At 68.6% G+C, this 18,423-nt stretch carries 13 protein-coding genes; 2 read left to right on the top strand and 11 right to left on the bottom strand.

The window, feature by feature from the left end; genetic code table 11:
* The first annotated feature begins 95 nt into the window (after window positions 1–95).
* Both NL1_RS03280 and NL1_RS03285 read left to right on the top strand, forming a co-directional pair.
* Complete coding sequence (locus tag NL1_RS03280) at window positions 96–1,040, top strand: RNA polymerase sigma-70 factor (protein ID WP_084510267.1); 945 nt, start codon at window positions 96–98, stop codon at window positions 1,038–1,040.
* Window positions 1,041–1,121: 81 nt separating this feature from the next.
* On the top strand, window positions 1,122–2,312 hold the full coding sequence (locus tag NL1_RS03285) for an NAD(P)/FAD-dependent oxidoreductase (protein ID WP_067834127.1): 1,191 nt from the start codon (window positions 1,122–1,124) through the stop codon (window positions 2,310–2,312).
* Between the two features lie 267 nt (window positions 2,313–2,579).
* On the opposite strand, the gene NL1_RS03290 is transcribed toward NL1_RS03285, so the two are convergent.
* The 11 genes from NL1_RS03290 to NL1_RS03340 form a co-directional block, all read right to left on the bottom strand.
* A complete protein-coding gene (locus NL1_RS03290; protein WP_067834186.1) occupies window positions 2,580–4,187 on the bottom strand; it encodes an AMP-binding protein in 1,608 nt (535 codons plus the stop codon).
* A 162-nt stretch (window positions 4,188–4,349) separates the two neighbouring features.
* Entirely contained in the window at window positions 4,350–6,701 is a 2,352-nt protein-coding gene (locus NL1_RS03295) for an arylsulfatase (RefSeq protein WP_067834129.1), read from the bottom strand.
* Between the two features lie 191 nt (window positions 6,702–6,892).
* Window positions 6,893–9,313 (bottom strand): ATP-binding cassette domain-containing protein, encoded by a 2,421-nt coding sequence (locus NL1_RS03300; RefSeq protein ID WP_067834131.1) that lies wholly within the window; start codon window positions 9,311–9,313, stop codon window positions 6,893–6,895.
* Window positions 9,314–9,547: 234 nt separating this feature from the next.
* Window positions 9,548–9,958 (bottom strand): VOC family protein, encoded by a 411-nt coding sequence (locus NL1_RS03305; RefSeq protein WP_067834133.1) that lies wholly within the window; start codon window positions 9,956–9,958, stop codon window positions 9,548–9,550.
* A gap of 5 nt (window positions 9,959–9,963) precedes the next feature.
* Window positions 9,964–10,413, bottom strand: coding sequence for a helix-turn-helix transcriptional regulator (locus tag NL1_RS03310; RefSeq protein WP_067834138.1), 450 nt, complete (start codon window positions 10,411–10,413; stop codon window positions 9,964–9,966).
* A 79-nt stretch (window positions 10,414–10,492) separates the two neighbouring features.
* On the bottom strand, window positions 10,493–11,272 hold the full coding sequence (locus NL1_RS03315) for an SDR family NAD(P)-dependent oxidoreductase (protein WP_067834139.1): 780 nt from the start codon (window positions 11,270–11,272) through the stop codon (window positions 10,493–10,495).
* Window positions 11,269–12,258, bottom strand: coding sequence for a diacylglycerol/lipid kinase family protein (locus NL1_RS03320; RefSeq protein ID WP_067834141.1), 990 nt, complete (start codon window positions 12,256–12,258; stop codon window positions 11,269–11,271). Before NL1_RS03320 ends, NL1_RS03315 begins: the two co-directional genes overlap by 4 nt.
* Window positions 12,243–12,980, bottom strand: coding sequence for an HAD family hydrolase (locus NL1_RS03325; protein WP_067834143.1), 738 nt, complete (start codon window positions 12,978–12,980; stop codon window positions 12,243–12,245). The genes NL1_RS03320 and NL1_RS03325 overlap by 16 nt, the downstream gene beginning before the upstream one ends.
* Entirely contained in the window at window positions 12,977–14,377 is a 1,401-nt protein-coding gene (locus NL1_RS03330; protein ID WP_067834145.1) for a nucleotidyltransferase domain-containing protein, read from the bottom strand. Before NL1_RS03330 ends, NL1_RS03325 begins: the two co-directional genes overlap by 4 nt.
* Complete coding sequence (locus NL1_RS03335) at window positions 14,374–15,675, bottom strand: aminotransferase class I/II-fold pyridoxal phosphate-dependent enzyme (protein ID WP_067834147.1); 1,302 nt, start codon at window positions 15,673–15,675, stop codon at window positions 14,374–14,376. Before NL1_RS03335 ends, NL1_RS03330 begins: the two co-directional genes overlap by 4 nt.
* The gene (locus tag NL1_RS03340) at window positions 15,672–18,407 is read right to left on the bottom strand and encodes a PEP/pyruvate-binding domain-containing protein (RefSeq protein WP_067834149.1); all 2,736 of its coding nucleotides are present in this window, start codon (window positions 18,405–18,407) and stop codon (window positions 15,672–15,674) included. Before NL1_RS03340 ends, NL1_RS03335 begins: the two co-directional genes overlap by 4 nt.
* Window positions 18,408–18,423: the final 16 nt, after the last annotated feature.

An 18,423-nucleotide genomic window follows, 5' to 3' on the forward strand; every position in this document is an offset into this window, starting at 1 on the left:
CGCTCCATGACATTGCGGGTTGTTTGCTGTCGACGGTCTGCGCGCCGGGCGGGGGCGGGTGGACATGGGCTGTGCGCATGGCCGAGTATGGGGCGATGCCACTCAGTACGCGTGAAGCCGACCTGTTCGAGGGCTGCCGTGGTCGCTTGGAGGCGATCGCCTACCGGTTGCTGGGGTCGGCCGGTGATGCCGAGGACGCCGTGCAGGACACGTATCTGCGGTGGCATGCGGCAGACCGGGAACGGATCGAGACGCCCGAGGCGTGGCTGACGAAGGTGCTCACCAATGTATGCCTCAATCACCTCACCTCGGCGCGGGTGAAGCGGGAAACGTATGTGGGGCAATGGCTTCCGGAACCGGTCCTGACCGGCGATCCGATGCTCGGCCCAGCCGACACCGTCGAGCAGCGCGAGTCGGTCTCCTTCGCGATGCTCACCCTCATGGAGCGGCTGTCGCCCAACGAGCGCGTGGTGTACGTGCTGCGTGAGGCGTTCGGTCACTCGCATCGTGAGATCGCGGAGATCCTCGATCTGACCGAGTCGAACTGCCAGCAGGTCTACCGGCGCGCCAAGCAGCATGTCAGCACCGGCCGGTCCCGCACCGAGGTCGACGCGGCCGCCGCGCGGAAGCTCGTCGAGGAGTTTCTCGCCGCGGCTCTCAGCGGCGACACCGAGCCGCTGATCCGGATGCTCACCGACGACGCGGTCAGCATCGCCGACGGCGGTGGCCGGGTCACGGCCCGCAAGACCCCGATCGTCGGTGCGCTCGGTATCGCGCGATACCTGCGCGGCCTGTTCCGTCCGGCCGAGGCCAAGCGCGCGATCGTCGGCGGCCGTCCAGCCGCCTACGCCGCCGTCGTCAACGGCGTTCCCGCTGTGTTGTTCGAGGTCGACGGTCGGGTCGTCGGCGTCGCCTGCCTCGACGCGACCGCCGATGGTGTCGAGGCGATCCATATCCAGGTCAACCCAGACAAACTGGACCGCATCACGCGCCAGTGGGTGGCGGAGGGCCCGCACCGCGCCCTTGCGCAGGTCTGGTGACTCACATCACGCCGCTTCCCTGTCAGGGATCGCGCGGCTGTCCGGTTCAGGAGGTGAACGTAACCCAGAGAGGAGCACGCCATGAAGCACCGTATCGTCGTCCTCGGAGCCGGATACGGCGGAGGGACCGCCGCTGGTCGCCTCGCCAAGCGACTACACCGCGACGACTTCGAGATCACCCTCGTCAACAGCGACGCCGAATTCGTCGAACGGGTGCGTATGCACCAGCTCGCGAGCGGGCAGGATCTGCCGCGCCGCGCGCTGCGCGACGTCTACGCGGGCACGGGCGTGCAGGTCAGGACGGCGTGGGTCACCGCGGTCGACGTTGACCGCAAGACCGTCGATCTCACCGGCGAGAGCGGCGCCGAGACCCTCGGCTACGACACCCTCGTGTACGCCCTCGGGAGCACCGTCGCCGACCACGGCGTCCCCGGTGTCGCCGAGTACGCCTGCAACGTCGCGGGGAAGCAGGCCGCGCTGCGGCTGCGGACGCGCCTGAACGAGTTGGCGCCGGGCGGGACCGTGCTGATCGTCGGCGGTGGCCTGACCGGTATCGAAGCGGCCACCGAGATCGCCGAGGCCCACCCCGACCTCGCGGTGGCGATCGCGGCCCGCGGCGGGGTCGGCGACTGGCTCAGCGAGAAGGCCCAGCGCCACCTGCGCGGCACCTTCGACCGGCTGGGAATCACGGTCCACGAGCACGCGGACATCACGCGGGTGGAAGCGAACAGTGTGGTCACCGCGGCAGCGGGGGAGATCCCGGCGCAGGTGACCGTATGGACCGCGGGTTTCACCGTGCACCCGATCGCGGCGGCCACCGCCCTGGAGGTGTCCGATACCGGGCGGATCGTCGTCGACGGCACCATGCGCTCGATCTCGCATCCGGATGTGTACGCCGTCGGCGACGCCGCGTTCGCCGAAGGAGCGGGCGGTAAGCCACTGCGGATGGCCTGCGCCACGGCCAGCCCGATGGCGTGGCAGGCCGCCGACGCCCTCGCCGCGCGCTTGACCGGTCGCAAGGTTCCCGAGGCCCCGATCGGCTATGTCCTCCAGTGCGTCAGCCTCGGACGCCGCGACGGCATCGTGCAGCGCGTGACCCCTGACGATCAGGTCACCCCCACCGTAATCACGGGCCGGACCGCCGCTCGCATCAAAGAATTCATCTGCGCGGGCGCGGCTTGGAGTGTCTCCCACCCGACTGTGCTGATGCCGAGCCGCCGTCGCCACCTCGCGGCAACCAGCACGGCGGAGACCCGGTTCGCCACCGCGTGACGCGGACAGATGGCCCGACGTGCCGAACTCTCTGGGCTCGGCACGTCGGCACGCTGATCGGTACGGCGCTCATCGTGCCGCTGTTCGTGCTCGTCAGGATGGTGCATGATCGAGGAGAACGACGGCTATGCGCTCGGCGCGTACGACATAGCCGCCGATCAGTACACCGAGTTGGTGGTGCAGCGGTGGAGTGAGTTGCTGAGCCGCGCAGGCTGAAGACATGCGACCACCGGTGCTGTCTCGAGCGGCACGCGGCTGCGGGTCGTCCTATCCGGCCGCGACCTCGGTTGCCCACCGATAGTCGGCCTTGCCCGCCGGCGTGCGTTTGACCTCGTCCACCACAACCATCGACCGCGGTATTTTGTAGCCTGCCAGCGACTTTCGGCAGTGGTGCTGGACTTCCTCCAGTTCCAGCGGTGGCGCGTCGGGGTAGGTGGCGATGACGGCGGCGACCTGCTGGCCCATCCGCTCGTCGGGCACGGGCACCACGAGGGCGTCGGCGATCGACGGGTGGGCGTGCAGGGCGGCCTCGACCTCTTCGGCGAAGACCTTTTCACCGCCGGTGTTGATGCACTGCGAGCCGCGTCCGAGGAAGACGATGGTGCCGTCCGCCTCGACGCGCCCCATGTCGCCGAGCACCGACATGCGTGTGCCGTCGGCGCGCGTGCGGAAGGTGCGAGCGGATTTCTCCTCGTCCTTGTAGTACCCGAGCGGGACGTTGCCGACGCGGGCGATGTAGCCGATCTGGTCGCTGCCCGGAGAGATGTCGGCCAGGTCCTCGTCGACGAGCAGCATGGTCGGGGAGGGTGGCATGCGCAGATTGCCGTGCTCGTCGACGGTGAAGGCGCCGTCGTTGCCGGACTCCGAGGCGCCGAAGTTGTCCCGCAGCAACAGGTCCGGCTTGACCGCGAGCATGCGTTCACGCACCCCGACCGACCAGATCGCGCCGCCCGAGGTGATCGAGAACAGTGAGCCGAAGTCGATCTCGCCCCGGCGTCGCTCCATCTCGTCGACCAGCGGAAGCCCCATGCCGTCACCGACGATGAGGATCACCTGCAGCTTCTCCTGCTCGATCGCCTCGACGACGCGCCGCGAGTCGAAGTCGCGCATGAGGACGACGCGGGAGCCGAGGGTGAAAAAGGTGAACAGCGAGTACAGCGCGGCCCCGTGCATCAACGGCGCGGCGATCAGGAACGTCAGTTCCGGGAACTCTTTTGCGGCGGAGGCGATCTCGGCGAGATCCTGACGCGGAGTGTCACCGTAGGGGTTGCCGCCGGAGAGTGGCTTGCGGAAGAAATCGTCGTGCCGCCACATCACCCCTTTCGGATATCCGGTGGTGCCGCCGGTGTAGAGCACATAGAGTTCGTCGCCGGTGCGGGGCTCGAAATCGGTTGCGGGGGACAATGTTTCGCTATCGGAAAACGGCACCACCGCGATCGAGTGAGCGGCCGCGGCGGAGCGCAGTTCGCCGTCGATCTCGCCGACCACCAGCACGGTCCGCACCAGCGGGCACGCGCCCAGGAGTCCGGCCAGTACCCGCTGGTGTTCGGGCAGTTCGACGACGACGGCGACGGAGTCCGAATTGGTGAAGATGTACTCCAGCTCGGCGGGCGTGTACCGGTAGTTGACGTTGATCGGCACCGCGCGGATCTTGATCAGACCCAGCAGGGCGGTGACGTGCTCGACGCTGTTCTTCAGGAACAGCGACACGTGTTCTCCCGCACCGATGCCCGCCTGCGTCAGCAGCCGCGCCACCTTGCCGGCGTCGGTGTCGAGCTGGGCGTAGGTGATGTGCTCGCTCTCGTAGGTCAGCGCGACGCGGTCGGGGACCGCGGCCGCGACCGTCTCGAACACATCGGCCAGATTGAACTGCACATCCACTCCTCGTAGGACCGATCGGCATGGCCCGCGCGTAGGTTCGGGATCACCGCGCCGACGTCCTGCGACTGTAGAACACGTTCTAAAAGTTGGGAAGCTTTTCGACAGCCCGGCACCGGCCGCCAGGTTCGGCCGGTGCCGGATTTCGTGTCGCGGCGGTCAGTCTCTGGCGAACGCCGCGGCAAGCTCACGCTCGACGTCGATGTACGGGGTACCCGAGGTGTCGACGACGACCTTGGCGACGGCGCCGCCGGTGAACGAGTACGGCGCCGTGTACGAGCTCGACACCGATTGCCCGCCGTTGCGCCCCACCGCGATTCCGCCGCCTGCCAGCCCGAAGGTGCCCGGGTGGGTGCGCAAGTCGGAGCGGGAGGCGACGACGGCTTCGTCGACATAGAGCGAGAGCTCCCCGAGCGGGGTGTGGCTGCCGTCGACGGTGCCCGTGCGGTCGTAGCGAACGCCGAACAGGTGGCTGCCCAGCGGCAGAGGGTCCGGCGCGGACACCCGCTGCTCGTCCTCGCCCATGAAGTTGTAGATGTAGTGCAGCCGGCCGCCCTGGACGAACAGGACGTGACCGCCGTGACCCGCGCCCTGTTTGAAGAGCACGCCCTCGGCGCTGGGGGACTCGATGGCGACTTCGGCAAGCACCGAATAGGACTGGCCGCGGATCTCGACCCCCGCCCCGATGCCGACCTCGGCGGTGCCCGGGTAGTACGTGAAGTTCGTCCGGTCCACCACCAGGTAGGGCCGCCATCGGTTCAGCATCTCCAGGATGTTGAGATCGGCCAGCGGCAGCCCGTTGTACTTGGCGGCCTCGGAGAACCACAGCGCCTTCAGTTCCTCGAGCTTCTCCGGGTGCTCGGCGGCCAGGTCGCGGTTCTGGCTGCGGTCCTGCTCGATGTGGTACAGCTCCCAGCGGTCCTGGTCGAAATGACTCCAGCCCGACGGCGTTGCGGCGTGCACGGTGCTGGCGAACCAGCCGCGATGCCAGATGCCGCGGGTGCCGAGCATCGTGTAGAACTGCGTGTCCTTACCCGTCGCGGCCGTCGGATCGGTCAGCGCCGCAGCGAAACTCACGCCTTCGAGCGGCTGCTGCGGTATGCCCTTGACGGTGTCGGGCGGGGCAATGCCCAGCAGCTCGTAGACGGTCGGGGTCACGTCGCAGACGTTGATGTAGGTGTCGCACACCGTGCCGTGCGCGCGAATCTCCTTGGGCCAGGAGATGATCGCGGGGTCGGCGATACCGCCCTCGTGCGAGGCGTACCGCTTGTAGAGCTTGTAGGGCGTGTTGAACGCCATCGCCCAGCCGATCGGATAGTGGTTGTAGGTCTGCGGGCCACCGAGCTGGTCGTAGAACCGCATGCTCTCTTCGACGGTGTCGATGTAGCCGTTGAAGAACTTCACCTCGTTGACCGAGCCGTTGGGGCCGCCTTCGCCGCTGGCGCCGTTGTCGGAGATCACCACGACGATGGTGTTGTCGAGCTGGCCCGACTCCTCGAGATAGTCGAGTATCCGGCCGATCTGGTCGTCGGTGTAGCTCTGGAATCCCGCGAACACCTCGGCCATTCGGGCGAACAGCCGCTTCTCGTCCCCGTTGAGCGAGTCCCACGGACGCACGGTGTCCAGCAACGGCCACGGTTCGCCGTTCGGGCCTTTGGCGTCGAGATACGGATTCACCGGCGACATTTCGGTGTCGCCAGGGACGATGCCCATCCGTTTCTGGTTCTCCAGCACAATGTCGCGGTACGCCTCGTAGCCCATGTCGAAGCGGCCCGCGTAGCGGTCAGCCCACTCGGCGAACACATGGTGGGGGGCGTGGCCCGCTCCCGGGCAGACGTAGGAGAACCACGGCTTGTCGGGCGCGATGACCTTGGCGTCGCGGATGAACTCGATGGTTTTGTCCGCGATGTCCTTCGACAGGTGGTAGCCGTCCTCGGGGGTGGCGGGCGGCGCGGTGGAGTGGTTGTCGTAGACCAGTTCCGGGTACCACTGGTCGGTCTCGCCGCCCATGAATCCGTAGAACCGTTCGAAGCCGCGGCTCAGCGGCCAATGTCGTTTGGTGGACGCCAGATTCGACTCTTCCAGCGGCGTCAGGTGCCACTTGCCGACGCAGTAGGTGTTCCAGCCCCGTTCGGCGAGCACCTCCGACAGCAGCGCGGTCTCGAAGGGAATCCGGCCGCTGCAATTGGGGAAGCCGTCGGTGAATTCCTCGATCGTCGCCATGCCGACGGAGGTGGCGTTGCGTCCGGTGAGCAACGATGCGCGCGTTGGCGAACACAGCGCGGTGGTGTGGAACTGCGACAACCGCACGCCGCGCTCGGCGATTCGCGTCATGTTCGGCATGTCGACCAGGCCGCCGAAGCAGTCCCAGGTGGCGATGCCGACGTCGTCCCAGACGATGTAGAGCACATTGGGCGCCCCCTCCGGTGCGGTCGGGGCCGCGAACGGGCCCCAATCCGGTGTGGAGTCGCGGATATCCAGCTCGATCTTGCCCTTGAAATCGGTCGCCATGACGCACCCCGATCGTGGTTGGGATTGCTGTCCACGTGCTGGGTGGAGAATAGCCCGCGCTATGCCGCGCTCGCGGCGGAAAAAGGCGACTCGATCGAGGAATCAGCAACTATTCAGTTACGGACTCCTCTCGGAGTATTCCTCGCGGACGCGCACGGTGCTGCTCCCGCGCGCGTCCGCGAGACGCTCGGTCAGGCGCCGACGTAGTCCGCGAGGTGCTCGCCGGTCAGCGTGGAGCGAGCGGCGACGAGGTCGGTGGGTGTGCCCTCGAAGACGATCGTGCCGCCGTCGTGGCCCGCGCCGGGGCCGAGGTCGATGATCCAGTCGGCGTGCGCCATGACCGCCTGGTGGTGCTCGATGACGATGACCGACTTGCCGGAGTCGACGAGGCGGTCGAGCAGGCCGAGCAGGTTCTCGACATCGGCCAGGTGCAGGCCGGTCGTCGGCTCGTCGAGGACGTAGACGCCGCCCTTGTCGGCCATGTGGGTGGCCAGCTTGAGCCGCTGCCGCTCGCCGCCCGACAGCGTGGTGAGCGGCTGGCCCAGGCTGAGGTAGCCGAGCCCGACGTCGGCGAGCCTGTCGAGGATGGCGTGCGCGGCCGGGATGCGTGCCTCGCCCGAGCCGAAGAACTCCTCGGCCTCGGTCACCGACATCGCGAGCACCTCGCTGATGTCGCGGCCGCCGAGGCGGTACTCCAGCACCGCCGGCTGAAACCGCTTGCCCTCGCAGTCCTCGCAGGGAGTTTCGACGCCGGCCATCATCCCCAGATCGGTGTAGATGACCCCGGCGCCGTTGCAGGTGGGGCATGCCCCTTCGGAATTGGCGCTGAACAGCGCGGGCTTCACTCCGTTGGCCTTCGCGAACGCCTTGCGGATCGGATCGAGCAGCCCGGTGTAGGTCGCCGGATTGCTGCGCCGCGAACCACGGATCGGCGCCTGATCGACCGACACCACGCCCTCCGATGCCGGAATCGACCCGTGGACGAGCGAGCTCTTGCCGGAACCGGCGACACCGGTGACGACGACGAGCACGCCGAGCGGAATGTCGACGTCGACATCGCGCAGGTTGTTCGCACCGGCGCCGCGGATGGCCAGCTTCCCGGCGGGCTTGCGCACTGTCTCCTTGAGTGCCGCCCGGTCGTCGAGATGGCGGCCGGTGACGGTGTCGCTGGACCGCAGCCCCTCGAGGGTGCCCTCGTAGCAGATGGTGCCGCCCGCTGAACCGGCACCGGGGCCGAGGTCGACCACGTGGTCGGCGATCGCGATTGCCTCCGGCTTGTGCTCGACGACGAGGACCGTGTTGCCCTTGTCCCGCAGCCGCAGCAGCAGGTTGTTCATCCGCTGGATATCGTGCGGATGCAGGCCGATGGTCGGCTCGTCGAAGACGTAGGTGACGTCGGTGAGCGACGAGCCGAGGTGGCGAATCATCTTGACGCGCTGCGCTTCTCCGCCCGACAGGGTGCCCGCGGGCCGTTCGAGCGAGAGATAGCCGAGGCCGATCTCCACGAACGAGTCGAGGGTGTGCCCGAGCGCTTCGAGCAGCGGCGCGACCGACGGCTCGTCCAGGCCGCGGACCCATTCGGCGAGGTCGCGGATCTCCATCGAGCACGCGTCGGCGATGTTGATGCCCTTGATCCGCGAGGAGCGCGCGCCCTCGGCGAGCCTGGTGCCGTCGCAGTCGGGGCAGATGGTGAAGGTGACCGCGCGCTCCACGAACGCCCGGATGTGCGGCTGCATCGACTCGGGATCCTTGGACAGGAACGACTTCTGCACCTTGGGGATCAGCCCCTCGTAGGTGAGGTTGACGCCGTCGACCTTCACCTTGACCGGTTCCTTGTACAGGAAGTCGCGCATCTCCTTCTTGGTGTACTTGCGGATCGGCTTGTCGGGGTCGACGAAGCCCGATTCGGCGTAGACCCGCACGGTCCAGAAACTGTCCGATTTCCAGCCCGGGATGGTGAACGCGCCCTCGGCGAGCGACTTGGAGTCGTCGTAGAGCTGGGTGAGGTCGATATCGGAGACCGAGCCCCGGCCTTCGCAGCGCGTACACATGCCGCCCGTGCGGGAGAAGGTCGCCTTCACGGCCTTCGTCTTGCCCTCACCGCGTTCGACCGTGATCGCACCGGCCGCCTTGACCGAGGCGGTGTTGAACGAGAACGCGCTGGGCGGGCCGATGTGCGGATCACCGAGCCTGCTGAACAGGATGCGCAGCATGGCGTTGGCGTCGGTGGCGGTGCCGACGGTGGAGCGGGGGTCGCCGCCCATGCGCTGTTGGTCGACGGTGATGGCGGTGGTCAGCCCTTCGAGGACGTCGACCTCCGGACGCGCCAGCGTCGGCATGAAGCCCTGCACGAAGGCGCTGTAGGTCTCGTTGATCAGGCGCTGCGATTCCGCGGCGATGGTGCCGAACACCAGCGAGCTCTTGCCCGAGCCGGAAACGCCGGTGAACACCGTGAGCCTGCGCTTCGGGAGCACGATGCTCACGTCCTGGAGGTTGTTCACGCGTGCGCCGTGCACGCGGATCAGATCGTGGCTGTCGGCGGCGGGCAGCGCGGGCGATGTCGTGCCCTTCGCCGTGGCCTTTCCGGTTCTGTTCCTCGTGGACGCGGTCATCGTGTCTCCCTCTGGTGCGCGGGCTGTCGTCGCGGTCGGTGTGGCTGCGGGCTCGGCTCGATCCAATCAGCTTCGAGCGGTACGTCGGCTTTCTTTTCGTCGGCACGCCCGATCGACGCGTCGGAATCGCGGGCGGCCTCGCCGCGGTGGCCACCGGACAGCGGCCACCGCCGACCGGCGCGGACTGGCTTCACGAAGCCGACCGGCGGGTCAGAGCATGGATCTCCGAACGGCTCAGGCCAGCTGCTGGATGCGGACCATGTTGCCCGCGGGATCGCGGAAGGCGCAGTCACGAACGCCGTACGGCTGGTCGGTCGGCTCCTGGACGACCTCGGCGTCACCGGCCTGCAGCTGCTCGAAAGCGGCGTCGACGTCCTTGGACGCCAAGACGATGCTGGCGTAGGTGCCCTTGGCCATCATCTCGTCGATGGTGCGGCGCTCGTCGTCGGTGATGCCGGGGGAGGCCTCCGGCGGGTACAGCACGATGTTCGTGCCGGGCTGGTCGGTGGGGCCGACCGTGATCCAGCGCATCCCGTTGTAGCCGACGTCGTTGCGGACCTCGAAGCCGAGGGTGTCGCGGTAGAACGCCAGCGCGGCGTCCGGATCGTTCTGCGGAAGGAAGGTCGAGTGAATGATGATGTCCATGCTGATCAGGCTAGGCGCGCCGCGGTGGCCGATGCTTCTCGATTCCTGATCGGTCTGGTGACCTGTTTCGCCACGCACGACGGTATCCCCTCCGTCGTCTGCGCGGCCTCGCGCCGATAGACGCTGGGCGGCACGCCGACCAGCTCCGTGAAGCGAGTGCTGAAGGTGCCCAGCGAGGAGCAGCCGACCGCGAAACAGACCTCGGTGACGCTGAGGTCGCCACGACGCAGCAGCGCCATCGCACGCTCGATGCGCCGTGTCATCAGATAGGAGTACGGCGACTCGCCGTAGGCGAGACGGAACTGGCGACTGAGGTGGCCGGCGGACATGTGCGCGTCGCGGGCGAGCGCTTCGACGTCGAGCGGCTGCGCGTACTCCCGGTCGATCCGATCGCGGACGCGCCGCAACCGGGCGAGGTCGCGTAGGTGCGGCTCGGTGGCGGGTTTGCTGGTCACCTACGCGATGGTCCCACGTCGCACCGGTGCTGCCTAGTCCCACCCGCTCCGATTCCGCGCCGCGCTCGAGGACTCCGCGTCATAGTCCGTAGTAGTCGCGGACAAGCCGCTCGTACACCCGGCCCGGGACCAGACGGCGGGTCCAGAAGGACAGCCGGACGTCGTTGCCGCAGAGATAGGTTTGCCGCGGCCGGGAGGTCTCGAGGATGGCCTGCACCTTCCTGGCGACGGCGGCGGCCGGTTGGCCCTCGGCCAGGTATCCGCTGACCCGTTCCAGCACCGCCCGGCGATCGTCGTCGTACTCCGCCAGCGGGGCCGCCACGCGCACGGCCGATTCGATGATCGGCGTCACCGTCCACCCTGGCGCAAGCACGGACACCGCGATGCCGAATCCGGCCGCCTCCATCCGCATTGCCTCGCCGATCCGCTCCACTGCGGCTTTGGTGGCCGAGTACCACCCGCCGTAGGGTTCGGCGATCGCGCCCGCGCCGGAGCTGACCACGATCGCGCGGCCACCGCCCTGCGCGCGCATGATCGGCAGGACCGCGCGCAGCACCCGGTGGGTGCCGAGGACATTGGTGTCGAACAGCGCCGCCGCCTCGTCCGGGTCGGTCTCCTCGACCGAGCCGACCACGCCGTAGGCGGCGAAGGTGACCACGGCGTCGATGCGACCGTGCCGCGCGGCCACCTCCCGCACCCAGGCCCGCACCGATTCGGTGGAGCGCACGTCCACCGTCGCGTGCGTCGGCCCGGCGACGCGATCGCAGCCCTCCACGGTGTAGCCCGCCCGCGCCAGATGCTTCATGGTCGCCGCGCCCATGCCGTTGGCCGCGCCGGTGATCAGGACGACTCCGGTCATGCCGCACACACCTTCAGCACCCGGGGCAGCACCTCGAGGCGCGCGGATTCGACCAGCGTGATCTCGCCGTCCAACTCCAGCGGCGCGGGCCGTTCGGGGCGCAGTTCGACGGTGGTGTCGCGGTGGCAGATCGCCAGCGGCGAGCTCGCGAACGCGCCGCGGTACAGCCCGGCGATCAGGCCGAGGATGCGCAGTCGTCCCGCGGCCGCCCAGATGTTCACGTCGAAGCGGCCGTCGGTGCGGGTGACCGGAGTGTCGTAGTACATGCCGCCCGCGAAGTGCACGCTCTTGAGCACCCCGATATTGGTGATCGGCGCGGTGTGCGCCCAGTCGGTGCCACGCACCTCGAGGCGCAACGGCCGATGGGTGGCGATGTTGCGCAGCGCGGTGGCGATGATGGCGGCCTCGACGTTCTTGGACTTGAGCCAGGCCAGCGCGCCGGTCGCGTGATTGAACGAATCATTGCCCGCCGCAACGAGTCCCATGCTCGCGTTGAGCAGGAAGTAGCGCACGGCGCGGGTGCCGTCGGGCAGCACCATCGTGGCCTTGCCGACGTCGACCGTTTCCGCTCGCGCCGCGTCGACCCGGACCCCGACGTCGGCGATCGTCGCCGCGCGGCGCAGCGGCTTGTGGAAGTCGTTGGAGCTGCCCAGTCCGATGGCGCCGAGCGCGATGCGTTCCGCGCCGCGGCGCGGCCGATCGGTGTCCGGATCCATGATCGCGTTGAGCACCAGATTCACCATGCCGTCTCCGCCGGCCGCCACGATCACCTCCGGCGCTGTGTCATCGGTCGTTCCCAGGCCGCCGGTCTTTTCGAGGCCGCCGGTCGTTTCGAGATGGGCGCGTACCAGTTTCACGGCCTGGTCGGCATCGCCGGGCAGTTCGACGGTCATGCCGGGATGGCGGTCACGCAGCGCGCGCTCCACCGGCTGCCAGCGTTGCAGTGCGGTTCCCGCGTTCGATTGCGGATTCAAGATGACGAGCATGACTTCTCCTCGATACCCAGCCACTCGCGCAGCTCGGTCCACTCTCCGGTGGTGACCAGACCGGTCCGCGAACACTCGGGCGGCACAGCCGATTCCGTGGCGCCGAGCAGGAAGACCGGGATGCCCGCGCGGGCGGCGGGCGCGTCGTTGGCGGCGTCGTTGCCGATCATCAGGCAGTCGCGCGCCGCGAGCCCGAGCCGGTCGAGCAGTTCGTCGTAGAAGGCGACACGCGGCTTCGACCGTCGCATCGTTTCGCCGCTGGTGATGAACTCGAAGACGCCGGGATCGTGACCGCCCCAGCGCAACCGGGTGGTCGCGGTGATCGACGGCCACAGCGGGTTGGTGGCGACGACCTGCGTTGTGCCCGCCGCGCGCAGCTCGCGCACCGTCGACACCGCCTCCGGCAACACCGGGAAGCAGCGCCGCAGCCGGGCGAAATCGCGCTCGGCCAATCGCTGCAACCGCCGAGCCGCGAGCTCCGGTGCGATATCCAGGCGATCGGCGAGCAACCCGACCATGAGTTCGGTGTTCGTGCGGTCGGTTTCGTTGCGGCGCACCTCGGGCAGGACGTCGGAGAGCACCCGCAGGAACCGGTGCGGCGGCGTCAGGTCGCGGAAGGCCAGCGCCGCCGTCAGCGGCATCAGCGTCCGGAAACTGCGCCTGCGCAGACCGACCAGCGTGCCGTCCAGGTCCCACAACACGGTGCGATGCGCCGCCGTCATTCCTGACTGTCCAGCACGGCTTGCAGGTCGGCGCGCGTCAGGCCCAGCTGCGCGGCGAACTCGTCGATCCCGGGCCGTGCGGCGACCGCGCGCACGCCCGCACGCTGCACGAGTTCCACACCGTAGGCCGCGCCGAGGTCGACGACCGTCTTGGCCAGCGCCGCAGGGAACAGCCAGCGGCCGAGATCGCGCTGGAACACCCGGGTCAGCCGGTAGGGCGCGGCGACGCGGGCGCCGAGCGCCGAGAGCGCCGTCGGCTTCTGCAGCGAGCTCATCCGCGCCGCCTCCGCGGCGGGCACCAGCAGCAGATCCGACCACAGCCGCCCGAAGGTGACGCGCTTCTCGTGGGCCAGCGCCGTCATGTTGAACTCGGTGTAGGCCTTCTCGATCCGCGAGGTGTGCGTGGAGCGGCTCCGCAGGAGCGCGTGGACGTCGGCAGTCTTGCGGGCGGTGTCGTAGCGGGTGAAGCGGTTGATCTTCGGCTGCACCCGGTCGACCAGGGCGGCGAACGCCGGGTTCGGCACCAGGCGGTGCGCCAGCGAGAGGGCGTGGTACATCAGGTTTTCGGTGCCCGCCGTCGCGATCTCGCCCGCCAGCAGGTCGTAGTCGAGATCGGTGGCGTGGCGGGCGAGGTTCCAGATGTCGCCGAGTTCGCGTACCCCGGTCTTGTAGTAGGGCAGATGCACGCCCAGGTGGTGCAGGTTGTCCTCATGCGCCATGGCCCACGCGGGCACGCCGTAGAAGTCGATGCGGCGCACCCGATCCCAGATCGCCGCGTAGTCGATGGTGTACGGGGTCAGCGGCGTGATCAGGCCCCAGTGGGTGCCGACGACCAGCGCGCCGTCGCGCGAGACGAACGAGGGCAGGTGGTGCGACCGCTCGGCCCGCACCTTCGGCGCTTTGCCCAGCAACTCCGAGGTGGCGAAAAGGCCCAGGTCCCGGTAGATCTCGATGGCGGTCTCGACCTGATCGAGCTCGATCAGGATGTCCAGGTCGTTCATCCGCTTGTAGCGCGGGTCGTGGTAGATCTCGGTCGAGAAGAGCATCCCCTTGAGCACCACGCACCGCACGCCGCGTTCGTCGAAGCGGCGCAACAACTCCAGCGCCCCCGCCAGCCGCCGGTCGTTGACGGCGCCGATGCGCTCGGTGACGGCGGCGAAGTCGGCGCGCACGGCATCCGGCACGAGATCGTAGAGTCCCTCGGCCTCCAGCCTGCGCTGCACCAGCGGCACCGTCGCATTCAGCTTGGCCAGCGCGAAGAATTCGGCCCAGTCGGTGACATTCTTGGCCAGCTCGGCCGTCTCGGCGCGTTCGTCCGCGGTCGGCGCCGCCAGCGACGCATGCACCAGCAGCCGTTCGACCGCGGATCCTCCGGCGGCGATCGCGGTTCGGGTCATTCCGCACCTTCCTGTTCTGGATGAAAACCGAAGCTCCTGGCGACGGTCGAGATCTGTTCGAGTGCGAAGTCGAGCTGATCACGGGTCAGCGTGGCCATCATGGAGACCCGCAAGCGCTGCTGTTCCCTCGGCACCGCGGGGAATTCGACGCCGTTGACGAAGACGCCCGCGCGGTGCAGCGCCGCCACCACCTCGGCGACGGCCAGCCGCTGCGGCACCAGGATCGGGATGATCGCCGTCTGCGGATCGACCGCGAAGCCCATCCGGCGCAGCTCCCGCGCGAAATAGGCGGTGTTGTCGTGCAATTGGCGGACGCGCTCGGGGTGGGCGTCGATGAAATCGATCGACGCGAGCACCGCGGCGACCACCGCGGGCGACAGCGACGCCGAGAACATGTAGGAGCGGGCGAAGAAGCGCAGCGTGTCGACCAGGTCCTTGGATCCGGCCACGAACCCGCCGGTGGTGGCGAACACCTTCGAGAAGGTGCCCATGTAGAGCTCCACCGAGCCGTCGCCGAGGCCGAAATGCTCTGCGGTGCCGTGCCCTTTCGCGCCCAGCACACCGGTGCCGTGCGCGTCGTCGATGGCCAGCCAGGCGCCGAACGAATCGCACAGCGCGCGGATCTCCGGCAGCGGGGCGATATCGCCGTCCATGGAGTAGACGCCCTCGACCGCGACCACGATGTTCGCGCCCGGATTCCGCCAGCGCACCTGCATCAAGCGATGGCGCAGGTGTCGCAGATCGTTGTGCTGGAAGGCCATCGACCGGACACGGCCGAGCTGAATGCCGTCGTAGAGGCTGGCGTGACTCTGTTCGTCGTAGAGCAGAGTGTCGCCGTTGCGCAGCAGACCGGTCACCCAGCCGACGTTCGCCGCGTAGCCGGAGGAGAACACCATCGCCGATTCGCAGCCCTTGGTCTCGGCGAGACGCTCTTCCAAGCGCATGTGCAGCGAGGTGGTGCCGTTGAGCAACGGCGGTCCTCCGCAACCGACGCCGAACTCCCGGGTCGCGGCGACCGCGGCCTCGATGATCTCCGGTTCGCTGCCGAGCCCGAGGTAGTTGTTGGAGCCGAGCATGATCAGCTCGCGGGTCTCGCCGCCGTCGGGATCGCGCACCTGCACGACAGGACCCGCCGGGCCGGTGATTTCGCGCAGCACGAAGCCGCTGCCCCTGGCGTTCGTGACGTACGGCCGGAATTCCTCGAAGCGCTGTTCGAAGGTGTGCGCCGCGGGGTCGAGATAGTGTTCGAGACTGAAATTCTCGCCGTGACCGACGGAATCGATACGAGCTGTGGTCATTCTTCGTCCTCGTGCACGATGGTTGCGGTGCCTGCGCGTCCGTCGAGCAGCACGCGGTCTCCGGTGGCGATCAGGCGGGTGACGCCGGGAACGCCGACGACGGTGGGGATTCCGAGCTCGCGGCCGATGATGGCGGTGTGCGAGAGCACGCTGCCCTTCTCGCTCACCAGTCCGCCCGCGGCGACCATGAGGAAGACCCAGCCCGGGTCGGTGGTCGAGGCCACCAGGATCTGGCCGTCGATCTGCACCTCGGGATCGGGTGTGCCGAGCACCAGTGCGGGCGCTTCGACACGCCCTGGCGCGCAACCGATGCCGCGCAGCACGGTCTGCGCCGTTGCGTCGACTGCCGACATCGGGGTGTCGAAGGCCGGGTCATCGATACCGGCCGCGGCGATCCCGGTCGTGATGATCCGGGTGGGCAGCTCGGTGCCGCGCCAGTGCTCGTGGTCGGCTTTGCGGGTGGCGACGGTGCGGGCGGCGTCGGTGTCGACGGCGGTGCCGCGGGTCAGCGCCGCGATCTCCTCGTAGGTGAGCCAGAAGATGTCGCGCGGATCGTTCAGCAGGCCCGCGCTGTGCATCTGGTTGCCGAACTCCCGGAACACCCGCTTGACCAGGCCGAAGGAACGACTGCGGCCCAAGCGCATGTTCTCGCGCTGCTTCACGTGCTCGCGAGCGCGGCCCAGCGCGAGGCGGAAGGCCACGCGCCGGGGGAAGCTGTCGCGGAACAGCGCGGCCGCGGTGGCCTCGGCCTCGCGGCGGATGGCCTTTTCCCGCGCGGCCATTTCGTCGATGTTCTGGCCACCGCGCAGGTAGTTGCGCAGCATCGGCACCAGGCGCTCGGGATGCTCGCCGAGCGGGTCGGTTTCGAGCTTGAGCTCGTCGACCGTGCGATCGCCGAACAGTGCGATATGACGCAGGCAGGCCGCACGGAACGCGGCGAACTCGGGCTGCGCCAGCGTCTTCCACACGGCGTGCACATCCAGCGGGCCCGTGAACAGTGCGCGCAGTGCGGCATCGTCGCGGATCGTCGCCGTCAGCGCCAGCGCCGAGCGCACCGGGTCGACACTGTCGACACCCTCCTCGCCGCAGAACAATTCGTTGCGCAGGGTGATCGCCTCGGTCGGCTCGAGCCCCTGGCGTTCCAGCAGCAGCCCCACGACGTGGAACAGCTGCTGGGCCAGGAAGTCGTTGAAGATCTGCACCGAGTACGCGGGTACGAGTTCGTGCAGGCAGCGCTCCATCCACTGCAGCAGCGCCTCCGGATCGCGTTCCCGTTCCGGCGTTTCAGGGGAGAGGCGACGGTCGAGGTCGGCGGTGAAGGCGGCCAGCTCGGTGAAGAAGGCCCGCAGCCTGCGCGGCAACCGCACCCACCCCGAGCCGATGATCGCGAAGACACGCAGTCGCAGCGCGTACATCCGCAGCCGCGCCACGCCGCGGGTCGGCGCCGCCGGACGCTGGTAGCGGTTCTCGATATTGAGGGCGGCCTCCCAGCCCTCGATCGCGAACTCCATGCCGGGAATCTGCAGGAACAGCCGGTACCAATTGCTGATGTTGTAGTAGATCCGCCCGTGCGCGGTGCCGACCAGATACGGGTACAGGCTCGCCGCATTGCGGTCGACGATCGCGCCGGTCGCGCCGAAATCCCGGTGGCAGGCACGGAAGACCTGCTCGTAGGCGGCGCGCAGGATCGAGAAGGTCAGCGGGCTCGACAGTCCAGGATAGGACTCCGCCACATTGACGTTGTCGAAGATCGTCTCGCGCGCACCCGTCGCGGTGACCGGGCGGGCCTGCAGCAGGAACAGCGTACCGTCCGCGTCGTAGGCCCATTCGACATCTTGGGGTCCGCCGAAGGCGTCGGCGAGCGCGGCGGCGGTGCGCGCGAGCTCGAGAATCCGTTCGTCGGTGAGCGCGGGCTCGGTGCTGCCGCCCGCGATCTCCGCCACCGCGGTGCCGGAACCCGATTCGGCCACGACCCGGCTCCGCTTGTCGACGACGGTACGGGAAACGACCGCGCCCGAGGCATTGTCGACGAAGTAGGTGTCGCATTCCACCGTACCCGCCACGACGCCTTCACCCAGCCCGAGCGCCGCCGACACCACCGATTCGGCCGGATCGCCGGTCTGCGGATTGCAGCTGAAGACGACGCCGGAGACCGCGCTGTCGACCAACACCTGCACCAGCACGGCGCAGTCGACGCCGCCGTTGTCCAGGCCGCGGTGCGCTCGATAGAACAGCGAACGCTCCGAATAGGCCGACGCGAGCACGTCCAGAATGGCCCGCGGCACGTCGGCGGGCGCCACGTTCAGAACGGTATCCAGTTGGCCCGCAAACGAATCCGTCGCGGAGTCCTCCCCGCTGACCGAGGAACGGACCGCCAGTCGCACCGGGCCGCCTGACCATTCGGCGATCGCGGCCTCGAGTTCGGTCGCGACGGCGTCGGGCAGGGAAACGCCGAGGATCAGGCCGCGGACAGCCGCCGACACCGCACGCAACGACGCCGGGTCGGTGTGGTCCAGTGTCCGTAGCAGTTCGGCGATGCCGTCAGCGGCGGGCGCGAGAATCTCCGCGCACGCCTCGGTGGTCACCACCGCGAACGGCGGCACCCGGTAGCCGGCCGCCAGCAGGCGACCGAGATTCGCGGCCTTGGCCCCGAATCGCGCGGTGTGCGCCGCGTCCGGCCGCGCGGCCAGCGTCGCGGCGGGCACCACCGCGCCGGTATTCGTTGGATTCATAGATCTGTGCCTCTGC

Origin of the sequence: Nocardia lijiangensis NBRC 108240, assembly GCF_001613045.1 — a bacterium.
GTDB classification, from domain to species: Bacteria; Actinomycetota; Actinomycetes; order Mycobacteriales; family Mycobacteriaceae; genus Nocardia; species Nocardia lijiangensis.